Raw genomic sequence first — 15,618 nt, forward strand, 5'->3', positions numbered from 1 at the left:
CTGAGGACAGCGCATCAATACGTCGGGGGAAAGCCGGATGGGGCGATCCCTCCTCCGCTGGTGGGATGGTCACCGACCGCCGGCTCCCGAGGCGACACAGTCGCGGGGGCACAGCCTGAGCGGTCCCTGAACGCGCGCGCAACCTGAACAGAGAAGGGGTTGTCATGCATGGGTTAAGAAGCCGCCGGCGAGATCTGCTCGCCCTGACCGGCCTGGCTACAGCCGTCCTCGCCGCATCGACCGCGTCCACGGCGGCGGCGAAGCCGTGGCCGGCCCATCCGCTCCAACGGCAGGTGGAGGCGATCCACGACACCGGGGCCGTCGGTGTGCACGCCGAGGTGAGGTCACCGGACACACGCGACAGCGCGTACGCCGGGACGGCCGCGATGAACACAAGGAGACCCATGCCGCGGGACGGCAGGTTCCGGATCGGCAGTGCCACCAAGACCTTCACCGCCACGGTTGTGCTGCAACTCGTCGGCGAGGGGCGAATGTCCCTAAAGGACACCGTCGAGCAGTGGCTGCCGGGAGTGGTCCGGGGCAACGGCAACGACGGCAGCCAGATCACCGTGCGGCAGCTGCTGCAGCACACCAGCGGCATCCCTGATGTCGAGCCGGAGATATCCGCGTTGAACAGCGCGGACGGCTATCGGGCCGAGCGGTTCCGCACGTACACCCCCGAGGAGCTAGTGGGGCTGGCGATGCGGCAAAAGTTCTCCCCGGGCGCTGGCTGGTCGTACTCCAACACCAACTACATTCTCGCCGCGATGATCATCCACAAGGTCACCGGCCGGAGTTGGGCACGGGAGGTGAAGGACCGGATCATCCGCCCCCTGGGCCTGAGGAACACCCGTACGCCCGGCGTCTTCCCGTCCATCCTGGGCCCGCACGCCCAGGGCTACGCCGCGTTCGGCACCGACACCGGCATCGACGTCACGAAGCTCAATTCGAGTATGGCCGTCGGCTCCGGCTCGATCATCAGCACCGCGCATGATCTGAACCAGTTCTACGCCGCGCTGCTCGGCGGCCGTCTGCTGGCTCCGGCGCAGCTCGACGAGATGACGACCACCATGCCCGCGCTGCCCGAGCTGGGCGTGAGGTATGGACTCGGTCTTGCCGAGATCCCGTTGCCCTGTGGCGGCAGCTACTTCGGCCACCGGGGCGAACTCCTCGGCTATGTCACCTGGGGCGGCGCCACCCGAGACGGGGCCCGGACCGCCGTGGTGTACGTCACCAGTGACGGCGGTCAGGACACCCAGCAGGCCATGATCACACTCGTGGGTCAAGAACTATGCCGGACCCGCTCCTAGCATTCCAGCCGTACACATTGATGCTGCTGGTGGACCGGCTGCGGGAAGGCCACGGCCACCGCTGGTCATCGGTATGTGAAGACTGAAGATCATGCGGTGGCCACGGGTCGCAGCGTAGAGTCTGCCCGCTGGCAGGAGGCGTTCGAGGTCCTGATCGGCCGGATAGCGGGCCGGTTCGCGCGGGTTGAGCCCCGGCGCCGGATGAGGGACTTGGTGCGGGGGCTGCTGTCGGACCTGCCGCGCAAGAACTGCTGGTCGATCGCCGAGTGGGCCGGGGAAGCGAGCCCGGACGGCATGCAGCACCTGCTCGGCCGGGCCCGGTGGGATGCCGACCGCATGCGTGATGACGTGCGTGAGTACGTGCTGGAGCATCTGCACGGCGAGGATGCGGTGCTGGTGGTCGACGAGACCGGGGACGTGAAGAAGGGCACGCACACCGTCGGGGTCCAGCGCCAGTACACCGGCACCGCCGGGAGGATCGAAAACGCGCAGGTCGCCGTCTACCTCACCTAAGAGGGAGAGCGCGGGCACACGGCGGTGGACCGTGAGCTGTAATCCCGCGCTCGTGGACTGCGGATCCGGACCGCTGCCGGGCGGCGGGCCTGAGCGGGGACACCGAGTTCGCGACCAAGCCGGAGCTGGCCGCCCGGATGATCGGCCGGTTCCTGGGTGCTGGGCACCGTGGGCTGGGTCGCAGGCGATGAGGTCTACGGCGGCAACCCGAAGCTGCGGTCTGCGCTGGAAGAGCACAAGGTCGGCTACGTGCTCGCCGCCGCCTGCTCGGCTGAAGTCTTCACCGGGGCAGGGAAGTTCCGTGCGAACGTCCTGGGCGCGAAGGTGCCGAAACGGGTCTGGCAGAAGCTGTCGGAAGGTGCCGGGGCCAAAGGACACCGCTTCTACGACTGGGCCCTCATCGACCTGGCCGAAGAGCGGCCCGGCAGCCACCGGCTGTTGATCCGCCGCAACCGCACCACCGGTGAACTCGCCTACTATCGCTGCTGGTCGCCGACCCCGGCGCCCCTGGCCACGCTGGTGCGCGTCGCCGGGTCGAGATGACGGGTGGAGGGGACCTTCCAGGCCGGAAAGGGGCTGGCGGGACTGGACGAGCACCAACTCCGCCGCTTCACCTCGTGGTCTCACTGGGTCACCCTCGCCATGCTCGCCCATGCCTTCCTCGCCGTCGTGCGCGCCGGCGAACACACTCGCCATCCCGCCCCGGACGGGCTGATCCCGCTCACCTGCAACGAGATCCAGCGCCTGTTCACGATGCTCGTCGCCCACCATGTGCGCGATGTGGCCCACCGGCTCAGCTGGTCAGCCTGGCGACGCCGTCAAAGGTCAGGATCGTCACCGGCCCACCGGAGGGTGGGTTCTTCCGGGAAGCGATTGCGCACCTCCGGCGGCCCTTCGACGCCACCGTCAGGGCGCTGCGGACCTGGTGGTTGCTGCATCGGGGTATCACCCATGCGAGACGGTGGCGGAACCCGTTCGTGACGACCGTGGGGATCCTGGTCTTCGGCGTCCTCGCCGCGGTGTTCGTCATCTGGGCGCTCCGGGGACTTGTGGTCGCGGTCTTCTTCAACGACACCGGCGAGAAGGACAACGGGTGGTGGTGGGGGGCGTTCAACCCGGACAAGGCCTGTTCAAAGATCGGGACGTCGTGCGGAGCGGCCAACGGAGTGGTGATGCCGGTGCTGCTGCTGACCATTTCGACCCTGCTGTTCCTGGCCTGGCGGCTCGGGCGGGTCCGCAGGTTCTGCACACGTAAGGCGAGGAAGGAAGCCGGCAGCTTCGTACAGACGGCGGGGAGCCTCATGGACGAGGTGGTCGGGCGTGACCAGCTCTGCAACGCGATCATGAACAATCTCCGGGACCGGAAGGCCCGCCGCCCGCACATCGTCGTCGCCAATGTCGGGGCGAGCAAAACCGCCCTGCTGGTGCGTCTCTCCGAGAAACTCGCGGCCAAGGGTGCCGTCCCCATTCCAGTACGGCTGCGCGACGCCCAGGGGGACAGTCTGGACTTCTGCGAACTTGCCCGCCAGCGGTGCCAGGAAATCGTGCAGCCGGTGGTGCGGTCGGACGGTGAGGTGGACCGGATCTGGCGGTGGCTGCGGCAGCGGGCCGACCGGATCGTGGTGCTCGGGGACGGTCTCGAAGAGACGCTCAGCCGGAATCACGCGAGCGGTCAGCGCGACAACCTGATCCGCAAGGCGATACGTAAGGCCGGTGAGGAAGGGCTGCCGCTGGTCATCGCCTCCCGGCCGCACGAACCGCTGCGCGCGATGCAGGCCGCCATGACGGAACTGGAGCCGCTGAGCGCGGAGGCGGCGTTGCAGTACATCGCCCGCAGCGGCAGCTGGCGCTCGGACTCCCTCCTCCTCGACCGGGTCGTGGAAGTCGCGAAAATGCCGGAGTCGCCCATTTATCTGCAGATCGCCAAGGACCTGCACCGCAAAGACCTCTTGGAGCCACTGTGGACGGAAGGCGGAACGACGGATCCGACGCTCCACGACACCTGGGAGCTGCGAGGTGACCTCATGGAGAGGTGGCTCGACGCGCTCGTCGACGGGGAGGTCCACCCGGAGCTGCCCATAGACCGTGACACCAGGTCGGTGGTGGTGTCCCACATCTCGGCGCTCGCCTGCATCGGGCTGGCGTCGGACCGCGCGGAAGTGGGGCTGTGGGAACTCGACCCTCGCACGGCGGAGACCAGCTCAGCGACGCGGAGACTGGCAGTGGAACACACAGGTGCCGTCTAATGACGAATGGGACAAACGTGTGGCCGAGGAGTTGGACTGCCAGCTGGATTGCCTGCGACGAGCGCGGAGTCCGCAGGAGCCCGCTGGCGCGTCGGTGTGCCAGGAGACCTCACCGGACGGCTCGGCTGACGCCGGAAAACAGTGCCTGGAAGGTCTCCGGACCGATCTCCGGCTTGCCGCGACGTGGGGTGCCCGGATGGGGCTGGTGCATGAGTACGGGCGGAAGGCACGCTTCCAGCACAGCGTCATGCAGGCGTATCTCGGGTCCCGCTTCCTGGCGAGAGTGCTCGGCAGCCCGGTGAGACAGTCACCGGCCTTTGGCGTGTGCGTGGATGCGGTGCCGCTCCTGGCTCAGCTCAGCAAGGACCACCACATCCTCCAGGCGCTGCGGCAGGGCGGACGGGAACTTCTCATCGCCTTCACACTGCACTCCCGTTCGCTCGACGGCCGGTGCAGGTGCGGCTACCGGCAGACGGATGCGGCCGGGACCTGTTCGGTCGCCGTTAGGCGTGACCTCTTGCGGGAGGAGGCCGGCAACCAGCTGGATGAGGCGATGCGGGCCGAGAAACTCTCGCGACAGGGCCGTGCGACCGGCCTCGGCAGCCGCAGTCACGATGATCGGGGCGGTGCTCGGCTGAGGGCGCTCAGCATCTACGGATCCGCCGCGGACATCGACAGCGTCGATGCAAGGCCGCAGCAGAACGAACTCTTCGGCGAGATCAGGAAGCACTGGATGGAGTTCGGATGGGGCCAGGGCCCCGTGGCGCTCCGCGAGGCGAAGATCGCCCTGGTGGGGCAGTGCGGGGCGGCGGCCCGGCGCGTCGCCGTCGCCGGGAGCAACACACGGGCTTACGAGAAGCTCTTCGAGATCGGCAAGTGCGAGCCGGACTACCGAGTACGAACCGCGATCGCGCAGGAAGCGGTGGCGAGCAGGCCTACAAGGCGCTCGCTCTGTACGAGCACCTGGAGTGCCCCCAGCACGTCGTCAGCGACGGCCGCCCCCCGAAGCCACCCGGCGAACAACCCACCCGGCAACCCTTCCTGGACTGGGTGGAGGGGCAGGGAGACCGGGAGCGACGCGCGGTGGTGCGGTTGTTGGAAAGGCGGAAGGAACGGTACGAACGCATGGCCGCCCATTCAGAGGCCCTGGTCGAGAGGGAGAAGTGGTACGCCAACACCATGTGCGCCTGGGCGCTCCCCATGCTCGTCGACAGCATCATGATGTCGCGTCACCTCGGCAGTCCACGCGACGATCTGGAGCGATGGATAGCCAAGGCGACCAGGGGGGACGCGCCGGACGAGACGATGGGCCAGGGCAACAGACTGGCTCTGGGGGTCTCGCTCGCGCAAGGGTTCAAGTGGCAGGTGCGGGAGTGGCTGGCGCCCACAGACGGGCAGCGGGAACACCCATTGGTCGCGGCGGCGGGCAGGCTGGCGGTCCGCGCGCTGCAGACCCGTCGCCCCGAGCGGTTCCTGTGGATCGACGAGGCCGGTGTGGCCTCTGAAGTGGGCACCGAGGTCAGCAGCCCCGGAGAACAACGGGTCCACAACCTCTGGATCCCGCCGTCCACCGGGTGGAGCACCCTGGACCCCGCGGCCCAGCAGCTCTTGGCGGACGTACTGGTGCTGGCCGTGCTCGGCGAACGTGGCTACCGCCCGAAGGACCTCTTCCGTCTCCTTGAGCTCTGCTGTCCGGAGAGCTGCAGGCTCCCCTCGTGCCTCAGCAGGGACCGCACACGGCTGGACCCGGTACGCGCCGTGGAACGCACCTCACAACCGGGCAGCAACTGCACGGACGAGTGCGGGATGAGGATGTGCCCGTACCCAGCCAAGGTGGAGAACCTGCGAGTGGAGTTCAGCGAGGTTTTCTGCGTGCACCAGCACGATTTGCTGAGGGCGTGGCAGCCCCGGTCGTGGCTCTTCCTGCGGTTCCGCCGGGAGGCTCCGTGGCAGCGCAAGGTACCGGTCGCCGGCATGCGCAGGTTCTGGGACCAGATGGGCGATCGGGCTCGCGACGTCAACCCCGAGGACATGGACGCCTCTGGGCACTGAACCTTTGGGCACTGAAGCTACTGGCCGGTCTGCGGCTCTCCGCGGCGCTGTGCGTCTTCCGGATCTCCCATCGGGTGCGTGGTGTTGCGTACAGGGCCGTTCCGGCTCGGAGGTCACGAGCCAAGGCTCACATCGGCAGGTCGCGTTCCGGCGACGCCCGGTCCCATCCGAGAACGACAACCCCAGCGACGTCTACCCGGAGAACAACGAGGATCCGGCCGAGCGCCCCGATGGCAGCCCTGGTGACTCCGGCCTCCGAGCCGCCATTGTGGTGGCCAACGCGGCGGCAGCGATCGGTCTCGGCATCGCAGTAGGGCTCGGGCTCTCCTGGGTGACCGACGAGGTCAAGGGAGAGCAACCGCCAATCTACCTATCAGGGGCTCCAACACCGCACACTGTCCCGTAACTGCCGGACACTGTCCCGTCAGAACCCAAGGCGCCGTGGACTTCTCCCCGAGCGTCGCGGCAGACTCGTCACCATGGTGCACCTGCAGGTTCTCACGACAAACGACTGGCCGCTGTGGCGGTTGTCCGACGGTGTATCCAGGGAACGCGTGATGGTGAAGACGCTCCTCTGACGGGACGACACGACGGTTCCGAGGCGTGAGGGTACGAATACAGTCCACAGGGGCCGGCCCCTGGCGCCTCGACCTGATAGCGACACAATGAGATCGGAGACCTTTTCACCATGGATATTCAAGGCAGCTGCAGCGATCAGTTCAGCGCAGTACGGGAGGTATTCGCCGACTCCCTGCGCAGCGGAGCGGATGTCGGTGCCTCGGTGGCGGTCTACCTCGACGGCGAACCCGTCGTCGACCTGTGGGGAGGGTATGCCGACCCGGCCCGCACCCAGCCATGGCAGCGCGACACCATCACCAACGTGTGGTCCATCACGAAGACGATGACCGCACTGTGCGCTCTCCTCCTCGCCGACCGCGGCGAACTCGACCTCTGTGCGCCGGTCGCGAAGTACTGGCCGGAGTTCGGTAGCGCAGGAAGGGAGCACATCAAGGTCCGACACCTGCTCAGTCACACCGCCGGCCTCCCCGACTGGGACCGGCCCATGACACTCGACGACCTGTGCGACTGGGAGAAGGCCACCACCTTGCTGGGCCGCCAGACGCCCCGCTGGTTACCCGGCACGGCGTCCGGCTACCACCGGTTCACCCATGGCTTCCTGATCGGCGAAGTCATCCGCCGCATCTCCCAGCAGTCAACCGGCGCATTCTTCGCCGACCAGATCGCTGCCCCACTGGGCGCCGATTTCCACATCGGCCTCCCCGCCGAAGACGACCACCGGGTCTCCGAGGTCATCCCAGCCCCGGGCCCCGCACCCGCAGCCAACCCCCGCGTAACCATCCCGGTCGGCGCCTATGTGACCCCCCAGGACACCTGGACCCCCCAATGGCACCGCGCCGAAATCCCTGCCGCAGCAGGCTACGGCAACGCGCGATCCGTGGCCGCGATCCAATCCGTAGTCGCCTCCGGAGGCCAGACGCCCTCCACCCGCCTCCTGTCCGAAGCCACCTGCCGCAGGGTATTCGACGAACAATCCCGCGGCGTCGATCTCGTGCTCGGTATCCCGCTGCGGTTCGGCATCGGCTACGCCCTCTCGGCCGGCGACGCACCCGTCAGCACACCCAATCCCAACACCGCCTACTGGGGCGGAAGAGGCGGATCACTGATCATCAACGACCGTGACGCACGCCTGACCGTCACCTACGTCATGAACCAGATGACTTACCTCGGCCTCAGCGACCCGCGCGGCCACAAACTCATCCAAGCCGCCTACAAAGCACTGCCCCACTAACCCTGTCGATGCATTCATCTACGCCGGGCGGTCGAGACCTGCGGCGAGGAGCGCCGGCACCTCCTCCCGCAGCTGCACGGTCCAGCGGGAACGGGTCGATCAGCAGCGACGCGGAGGTGCTGTACACGTGGCAGTCGTGGGGTCCACAGCACCGTCTCGCAGTGGACCTTCGGCTGAACGGAAAGAAATCTCAGGTGCTGTCGGTGGGCAATGGCGTTCAGGAGCGCCCGGCGGCCAGGTCCCGGGACAATGGTCGTTATGACCTCCCTCCACGCCAACCCACTCTTCACCCGGCTCGCCGATTCCGAACGGATCCTCATCGCGGGCGCGGGCGGCGGTTTCGACATCTACTCCGGCCTCCCGCTGGCCCTCTCCCTCCTGCACCAGGACAAGGAGGTATATCTCGCGAATCTCTCCTTCAGCGCACTCGCCGGTCTCCCCGTCGACGACTGGGCTGCCCCCGACCTGGCCGTCATCACTCCCGACTCCGCCCTGCACCAGAGCTACTTCCCCGAGCGGACACTCGCCCAGTGGCTACGCCAACACGGCTACCCGTCCACCGTGTACGCCTTCCCCCAGACCGGGGTGCGCCCGCTGCGGGCCGCCTACCAAGCACTGATCGAGCTGCACGGCATCGACGCTGTGGTACTGGTCGACGGCGGTACGGACATCCTGCTGCGCGGCGACGAATCCGGTCTGGGAACTCCGGAGGAGGACCTGACCAGCGTGGCGGCGCTGGCCGCGCTGAACACCATAAGGACCCGACTCGTGGTCTCGGTCGGATTCGGCATAGACGCCTACCACGGCGTAAACCACGTGCAGGTACTGGAGAATATCGCCGCGCTGGAACGCGACGGCGCGTACCTCGGCGCATTCTCCATACCGCGCGCCACCCGTGAGGGTGCTCTCTATCTTGACGCGGTGACGCACGCCCAGCACCACACCCCGGAGCACCCCAGCATTGTCAACGGCTCCATCGCGGCAGCCGTGCGCGGCTCATTCGGCGATGTCCAGTTCACCGACCGAACCCGGGGCAGCGAGCTGTTCGTGAACCCGCTGATGTCCGTGTACTTCGCCTTCGACCTTCCGGGGCTGGCAGCCCGCTGCCTCTATCTGGACCGACTCGAGGACACTCACCTGATGCGCCAAGTCCACTCTCGGATCAACGAGTTCCGCGAATCCACCGTGACCCGCCCACCCCGCCGCTTCCCACACTGAGGGCCCGAGACAGAACGCCCCCTGACGGCCGTGCCTGCCGCTTACTGACTCGCCTGTGCATTGTCGTGGGGACTGACACGTGCGGTGATCGTTACGGTATGCCGTGTGCATGAGGTATCCGCCCCGGGCGGTGGGCTGGCCCGTGCCGCCCGCGAAGCGTGCGACACGTCAGTCATCGTCCGCACTGGACAAAGCTTCGGTGACCATGCGGGTAGCGAAGTCAGGGTCGTCGGTAACACGGTTGATGTGCTCGGCGAGCAGGAAGACGGTGGCTTCCAAGGCATTCATCTCGCCCTCACTCCAGTCCCCGTACTGCTTGCGCCACAGGCTTGGGCTCAGGCCGGTGCCCGCAGCGACTACCAAGCCGGCCATGGTGGGAATGGTCTCGGGGCTGACGCTCTTGGGCATCCTCCGCAGTGTGGCCACGAGAGGAGGCAGCACGTACTCGATGACGTCCTTGTCATGGTCCTGGTGGGTCATCCGCAGCCATTCCATGAACAGGAAGACGAGGGTGCACGCACCGTCCAGCACGTCATTGGCTCCCTCGGGGCTCAGGGACGCAATGTACTGGTCGATCAGCTTCTGCTGTTCGGGATCGGCCTCGGCCTTGCCGGCGTGGATGCTCTTGAGCCGAGAATCGATCGCCATGAGTGCTGCGCCCACATCGCCGGCGGGAGCGTACTGGGGGTCGCAGGGCGATGACACAGGATTCCTCCTCGGGTGACCGCGGACGGCGTGCTCGTACCCTAGACCGCCGATGAGACGGGGGTCTGGCGAACTCCTGACAAACCCGGTGCCTTCCTGGCCGAGGCCCGCCTCGCGCTGGAACACCTCGATGCCGCCCTGGACATCGCGTACCAGGCCCCGGTCAGCTGGGTGGCATCAGTTCCGTCAACCACGGAGTCTGCTCCGGCCGGGTGAGGCTGACCAGTCACTCGGGGCCCTGAGACCGGTGAAGCCCCGGGCTGACTTCAATCCCGACCGGCCGGACGAAGCGCGCGACGTCCAAGGGCGGAGGCGGCGTCCTGCCCCTGATCTCGCAGGACAGACCTGTCCGGAGGGCGGCGGGCACGCCAGGGGCGGACGGCTCAGCGGTTGACCTCATTGCTCTGGACCGAGCGGGTCGAGATGATCCGCATGAGTCGATCTCCCCGCACATCACTAACCGACTCGCTGCATCGCCTTCCGGTGCCGTTCAGCCATCGCCGCCCCGGACTCGCGGCGAGCCATCCTGCGCAGGACGAACGGTGCGAGAAGCAGGCCTGCGACCGCCCAGGCACCCAGCACGCCCGCGGTCGCCAGTTGCCGCCAGGACGCGCCGACCTCTGCGGCGACCGCTTCGGCCGGCAGCAACGCGGCGCGGAGACCGAGGCCGAGCCAGTACACGGGGAAGATCTGTCCAACGGTCTGCAGCCATTCGGGCAGCTTCGACAAGGGAAAGTAGATCCCGGAGATCACGACGAGCCCCATCACCGGAAGCATCAGCAAACCGATGGTGCGCGGACTGTTGACGAGTGAGCCGATGACTGCCCCCACCGGCAGGGTGGCCAAGAGGCCCAACGGCACCACCCACACCAGCGTCAGCAACGCTCCGCCGCCCTGCCGGGCAACACCGTCCACCAGGAACACGCCGACGACAAAGGGGAATGCCATGGAGACGAGAGCCGTCCCCGACACCATGATGATCTTGCCTATCAGGTGGCCGACCATGCCGTGGGGCACGGCCTTGGCCCGCAGCAGCGTGCCGTCCTCGCGCTCGGTCGCGAGCAGCTGCGCCGTGGTCATCATCCCGGTGAACGCCAGCGTCATCCCCAGCATGCTCGGCAGCATGAACGCGCCCGCCGAGATACCTGCGCCCTTCAGCGGTTCGTCCCTGACCAGGAACAGCGGCACGAGGAGCAGGGCCGTCCAGAGCACGTACCCGAACACTTCCTGGCCTGTGGTGAAGGTCTGCCGGAGTTCTGTCCAGCCACGCCTCACCCCTGCTTTCGCCGCACACCACACCGGACTCATCGCGATTCCTCCCCGAAAGCGTGTGCCGCCCGCTCGCTGGGGGCGCTCCCCGCCTCCAGCTCTCGCACCATCGCCAGGTAAGTGTCTTCCAGGCTCGCCCGGCGCACCTCCAGCCCGCCGATCGCCTCGCCGTGCTCCTCGAACAGCCGACGGACGAACCGGGTCGGCTCAGCCGTCGACTCCTCGAAGGGCTGCCCGTCCCGAGTCCAGCGCACGGTGGCCTCGGCTGATACCTGCCGGGACAGCTCCTCGGCAGAGCCATTGGCCGCGATCCGGCCACCGGCCAGAATGAGAATCCGGTCGGCGAGCTTCTCCGCCTCGGCGAGGTCGTGCGTAGTCAGCAGAACGGTGGTGTTCTCGTCCGCGAGCCCGCGTACCAGGCCGTGGAACTCGTTCCTGGCCTCCGGGTCCAGACCTGCCGTCGGCTCGTCCAAGAACAGCACCTCGGGTTTGCCCACGATGCCGACGGCCACGTCGAAACGCCTACGCTGCCCGCCGGACAGGGTTCCGATCCGTTTGTCCGCCTGCTCAGTCAGCCCCACAGCGGCGATGAGCTCGTCGACTTCCCACGGCCGCCGCACGAGGGTGGTGGAGTACGGCGCGTAGTACGAGCCAAGGTGAGCCAGCAGTTCCCGCACCCGCCACTTGCCGTGGTCGCGCCAGGACTGCAACACGATGCCCAGGCGCGCACGCCACCGCTCATCCCCGCGAGCCGGATCGGTGCCCAGGACGGTCACGTCTCCGGCCGAGCGCATCCGGAAGCCTTCCAGCACCTCGATCGTGGTCGTCTTGCCCGCGCCGTTCGGGCCGAGCAGCACGACGACTTCGCCTCGCCGGGCCGTGAAGCCGACCCCCTTCAGTACGTCCTGACTGCGGTAGCGCATCCGCAGATCCCGTACATCGATGACCGTGTCGCTCCCCGGTGGTGGGCTGCTCCCAACCTCGGAAAAGACGTGAGCGGTCGTCATCGGTGTTCCCCCATTCGTCTCGTGGTCCGTCATCTAGGATCAGGAACACCGGAAGCCGTGCCGATGCCCGTGGTCATGGGACGTGTCCACATCTGTGGCTACCGTTGACGCTGGCAGCTGCCGCTCGGGCCCTCCCCGGGCGAACACATTACCGAACGGTGCAGTTATTTCGAGCTGTTCCACGGCGCCGGTGAGCCTCCCCGGGCCGCAGCACTGGATTTATTTCCATATAAGCCGCAAAAGCTGGATTCGCTGCCAAACGTCTCAAGTTAGAGGGCAGGGAACACCGCCAGACCGTACGCCACTATCGCGACGCCTCCCCCGTAACATCTCGTGACGGTTTGCGATTTTCATTCAGCTGGTGGCCGCTGAGCGGGACGTTGACTTGAGGGCCAGGACGCCGACTGCGGCGGGAGTGCCGACAGGCCTTGGTTTGCTCCGCGTGGCCTGCCTATGCTGCCGCTATGGGTCTGAACCTCACGCTGTTCATGGCGGACTGGGAGCAGCTGAGTGCCATCCCCGTCGAGAACCGGGTCCAAGCACTGGACGACACGGCATGGTCACCGGAGCGCGACGACGAGTACCTGAGGTACGGACTGGCCGGAGGCTGGTTGTGGCCCCCTGATCGGGGGTCTGCATGGTGCGCCGAGTACAACTTCTTCACCACCACCGGCGCTTATAGCCCGCATGCCCGCGCGGGCGATGCATGGGCCGACATACGGCTCCTCGTCGACGCGTCCGTACGCGAGGCGATGGACACCCTCCTCGTCGGTCTGATCTGGGATGCGGATCCGGCCGACGACCCCGCGCTGACTGGCGGCGGAGGGCTCTTCCCGCCGGCCACCGGCCGAGGGCTCCCGCATGTCCTTCTGGTGTGCCCGCCTGAGACAGTCCCCGGCAAGGCCCGCGCCTGGCAGCAAGTGGAGCCCCACCTTGAGCAGTTGCGCTAACCGTTTGCCGCCGAGTGCGAGGGCTGGGCAGGCCGCCCGGACACCTTCGAGGACTTCGCCGCGCTTCTGCGCGAATGGGGCGACGTGACCACGGAGGCCGCCCACCGCGGTTGGGGGCTGGTGGGGCTGCCCTAGCCGTCAGCAGCGAGGGGTACACGGACCTCTTTCGCTGCACACTCCGAAGCGAGCGCCGCATCTGGCGAGCGGTGCCAGGCAGCCGCCCTGACCTCGCGGAAGGGATCGCGTGGGGTGTCGGCACCCTGTGCTGCCGACTGTGCCTCCTTGCCAGACAACTGCCAGCCGACGATCCGTGTCACCGCCGGGCGAAGAGGATGAACGACAGCCTGGCCGGCCTGCGGTCCTACCGCGCGGCGGCCGGCACCGAGGTGAGCAGGCGCCGCGCCGGGCTGGTTTCAGCGGGGCTGGCCACCCATGGGGGTGCTGATGGTGCGTACGGGCTGGCTGCGGTGGAAGCGCTCGGCGGTCCGTCGCACCTCCACGAGCTCGTCGTAGACCTTCCAGGCCGCAGAGAAGGCCTCCGCGACGGTGGGGCAGTTGTCCAATGCCGATAGGGCGAAGGTAGCTGGGCCCGCCAGCGAGCGGCCGGGGAGGCAGCGGACCAGCGTCGAGGAAGAGGCCTGCCATGAGGGTGCCGACGGTGCGCAGTGCCCGGCCGCCGAGGCGTTCGTGGCCCGGCCGGTAGGATTCTTGGCTCGTGCGGCCGACGCCGCAGGATGCGCGGGATGGTTTTGGGGATGATGGTGTGATGGATTCGGCGGGGATGAGCCGGGCCCAGGCCGTGGCCTTGGTACAGCGGATCATGAATGCGGACTACGCCGCGGAGAATGAAGCGGACCGCTGGCTGGACGCACTCGACAGATCCCTGGCCTGTCCGACGGGTTATGTCAGTGACCTCATCTTCTGGCCTCCGGCGGGCGAGCTCTCGGCCGAGGAGGTAGTCGAGCAAGCCCTCGCCTACCGCCCGATCGCCCTATAGGCCTGCGCTCCTTCCGAATGCCAGGCCGCGGCACACGCGGTACCGGCAGAACTGACCGGACCCGCCCGAGGGGGTGCGCCCAGGGGCTGAGCGCGGCCTGTTAGATGCGGTACCCCGGCGCGGGCGGCCAGAAGCTGCACTCGGGGTGTACGGGCTGGTCCTTGGGCATGATCCCGGCGGCGGATCTCCCGGGCCAGCCACCAGCACACCGCCGTCGGCGAGCCGTCCGGCTCATCCGCGGCCAACTCGGTCAGTGCGGCAGTGAAATCGACCGTATGACAGGCGAGCACCTGCGCCGACGCGGCCCCGGGATGCCACGCGGTGATCGCGCCCACGTCGCGCAGCGTCGTCGGCCAGGGCGCCGACGCCGGCGTCACCGCCCGGCCGTCACCGCCCGGCCGATGGCCGACGACTGCGCACCGGCGGACGCTCGCTGCCCCTGTTGGCGGCCCCCACGCGGCCGGCCCGTCCCACGCGACCTGAGGGGGCAGTCGGCACTCCGCACTTCGCGGCAATGTCACAGCGGCACCCTAGGGTCTGAGCATGACACCACGTGCAGTTCCCGACTCCAACGAGCCCTTGACCCCGCGTCCGGTCGGACACCGGGATCCATCTTTGCCGGTCCTGACCGCCGAGCAGGCCGACCGTCTGCGTAGCCTCGCCGTCGAGTGTCTGGACGACCGCGGCATACGCGTCACGGTGGACGGCGCTGTGTTGCGCGGACAGAGCCGGGTCCTGTCCTTGGAGAGCCTTGCCCGCCGGTGCAGCACCGCCGAGAGCGGTCAGTGGCCGGCGCTGGTCGACGCGCACATCTCAACGCTCGCCGGCACCGAAAACGGTCCCGGCTCCGCAGAGGACGTCCTGCGCGGCGCCTATCTGCGGCTGGTCCCGGACGACTTCCTGCCGGCCGAAGCCGCCGCCGCATTCTCATACGCCCAACCTGTCGCCGACGGGCTGCTCGAAGCCATCGCCCTGGACACCCCGGATGCCGTCCGGCTCCTCGACGACAAGGACGTGACAGCGATCGGACGGGAGGCGTTGCGGTCGGCCGCCCGCGCCAACCTCATCAACGAGCCCGTCGACCGCGAGACCGTCTGCCATGACGGTGCTCTCATCCACCTCATCGCCGGCGACTCGTTCTTCGTGGCCAGCAAGGCCCTCGTGCTGCCCGAGCTGCTGCGCACATATCTCGGCCAGGAGCCGCCCGCCGACGGCGTGCTGCTCACAGTTCCCAGCCGTCACCGTCTGGCCTTCCACCTGATCGTCGACGAACACGCCGTCAGCGCCGTCAATGCCCTGGCTTCCTTCGGCCTGGGGGCCTATCAGGACGCCGTCGGCGACGGGCAGCTTTCTCCCCGGCTGTATTGGTGGCACCAGGGCAGGCTGACCTCGATCACACACATCGACCACGAGACACGACAGTTCTCCGTCCAGCCCCCTCCCGAGCTGCTCACGGCCATGCGCCGGCTGAGCGCGCCGGCCAACTGAGAATCAGGCGGTTAGGGCGAGGGCTGCAAGTAACTGGGCGCAGGTGAAGATCG

At 67.8% G+C, this 15,618-nt stretch carries 13 protein-coding genes and 1 pseudogene; 9 read left to right on the forward strand and 5 right to left on the reverse strand.

What is annotated here, in order from left to right; translation table 11 throughout:
* The first annotated feature begins 164 nt into the window (after nucleotides 1-164).
* The 3 genes and pseudogenes from AB8O64_RS00980 (at nucleotide 165) to AB8O64_RS00990 (ending at nucleotide 4,069) form a co-directional block, all read left to right on the forward strand.
* Entirely contained in the window at nucleotides 165-1,310 is a 1,146-nt protein-coding gene (locus AB8O64_RS00980; protein ID WP_370417258.1) for a serine hydrolase domain-containing protein, read from the forward strand.
* A 153-nt stretch (nucleotides 1,311-1,463) separates the two neighbouring features.
* Nucleotides 1,464-2,675, forward strand: a pseudogene (locus AB8O64_RS00985) (IS701 family transposase); the annotation flags it as partial.
* A gap of 125 nt (nucleotides 2,676-2,800) precedes the next feature.
* Complete coding sequence (locus AB8O64_RS00990) at nucleotides 2,801-4,069, forward strand: NACHT domain-containing protein (RefSeq protein ID WP_370417259.1); 1,269 nt, start codon at nucleotides 2,801-2,803, stop codon at nucleotides 4,067-4,069.
* Between the two features lie 307 nt (nucleotides 4,070-4,376).
* Here the strand turns inward: AB8O64_RS00990 and AB8O64_RS00995 are convergent, their stop codons facing one another.
* Complete coding sequence (locus AB8O64_RS00995; protein ID WP_370417261.1) at nucleotides 4,377-4,799, reverse strand: hypothetical protein; 423 nt, start codon at nucleotides 4,797-4,799, stop codon at nucleotides 4,377-4,379.
* 395 nt (nucleotides 4,800-5,194) lie between these two features.
* Between AB8O64_RS00995 and AB8O64_RS01000 the strand changes: the two genes are divergently transcribed.
* The 3 genes from AB8O64_RS01000 (at nucleotide 5,195) to AB8O64_RS01010 (ending at nucleotide 9,149) form a co-directional block, all read left to right on the forward strand.
* Nucleotides 5,195-6,121 carry a hypothetical protein gene (locus AB8O64_RS01000; protein WP_370417263.1) on the forward strand — a complete coding sequence of 309 codons (927 nt, stop codon included), beginning with the start codon at nucleotides 5,195-5,197 and terminating at the stop codon, nucleotides 6,119-6,121.
* 688 nt (nucleotides 6,122-6,809) lie between these two features.
* On the forward strand, nucleotides 6,810-7,931 hold the full coding sequence (locus AB8O64_RS01005) for a serine hydrolase domain-containing protein (protein ID WP_370417265.1): 1,122 nt from the start codon (nucleotides 6,810-6,812) through the stop codon (nucleotides 7,929-7,931).
* Between the two features lie 258 nt (nucleotides 7,932-8,189).
* Nucleotides 8,190-9,149, forward strand: coding sequence for a DUF1152 domain-containing protein (locus AB8O64_RS01010; RefSeq protein ID WP_370417267.1), 960 nt, complete (start codon nucleotides 8,190-8,192; stop codon nucleotides 9,147-9,149).
* A gap of 168 nt (nucleotides 9,150-9,317) precedes the next feature.
* Here the strand turns inward: AB8O64_RS01010 and AB8O64_RS01015 are convergent, their stop codons facing one another.
* The 3 genes from AB8O64_RS01015 to AB8O64_RS01025 form a co-directional block, all read right to left on the reverse strand.
* The gene (locus AB8O64_RS01015) at nucleotides 9,318-9,854 is read right to left on the reverse strand and encodes a hypothetical protein (RefSeq protein ID WP_370417269.1); all 537 of its coding nucleotides are present in this window, start codon (nucleotides 9,852-9,854) and stop codon (nucleotides 9,318-9,320) included.
* A 456-nt stretch (nucleotides 9,855-10,310) separates the two neighbouring features.
* Nucleotides 10,311-11,162, reverse strand: a complete 852-nt coding sequence (locus AB8O64_RS01020) for an ABC transporter permease (protein ID WP_370417271.1) — start codon at nucleotides 11,160-11,162, stop codon at nucleotides 10,311-10,313.
* Nucleotides 11,159-12,130, reverse strand: coding sequence for an ABC transporter ATP-binding protein (locus tag AB8O64_RS01025; protein WP_370417273.1), 972 nt, complete (start codon nucleotides 12,128-12,130; stop codon nucleotides 11,159-11,161). The genes AB8O64_RS01020 and AB8O64_RS01025 overlap by 4 nt, the downstream gene beginning before the upstream one ends.
* 464 nt (nucleotides 12,131-12,594) lie before the next feature.
* Between AB8O64_RS01025 and AB8O64_RS01030 the strand changes: the two genes are divergently transcribed.
* On the forward strand, nucleotides 12,595-13,080 hold the full coding sequence (locus AB8O64_RS01030; RefSeq protein ID WP_370417275.1) for a hypothetical protein: 486 nt from the start codon (nucleotides 12,595-12,597) through the stop codon (nucleotides 13,078-13,080).
* 413 nt (nucleotides 13,081-13,493) lie between these two features.
* Here AB8O64_RS01030 and AB8O64_RS01035 read toward each other — a convergent pair whose 3' ends face one another.
* A complete protein-coding gene (locus tag AB8O64_RS01035) occupies nucleotides 13,494-13,643 on the reverse strand; it encodes a hypothetical protein (RefSeq protein ID WP_370417277.1) in 150 nt (49 codons plus the stop codon).
* Nucleotides 13,644-13,861: 218 nt separating this feature from the next.
* Here AB8O64_RS01035 and AB8O64_RS01040 point away from each other — a divergent pair, with 218 nt between their 5' ends.
* Together AB8O64_RS01040 and AB8O64_RS01045 are read left to right on the forward strand one after the other, a co-directional pair.
* Nucleotides 13,862-14,077, forward strand: a complete 216-nt coding sequence (locus AB8O64_RS01040) for an e9imm peptide (protein WP_370423761.1) — start codon at nucleotides 13,862-13,864, stop codon at nucleotides 14,075-14,077.
* Nucleotides 14,078-14,692: 615 nt separating this feature from the next.
* A complete protein-coding gene (locus AB8O64_RS01045; protein ID WP_370417279.1) occupies nucleotides 14,693-15,565 on the forward strand; it encodes a hypothetical protein in 873 nt (290 codons plus the stop codon).
* Nucleotides 15,566-15,618 lie beyond the last annotated feature (53 nt).

Origin of the sequence: Streptomyces sp. QH1-20 (assembly GCF_041283565.1) — a bacterium.
GTDB lineage: Bacteria > Actinomycetota > Actinomycetes > Streptomycetales > Streptomycetaceae > Streptomyces > Streptomyces syringius.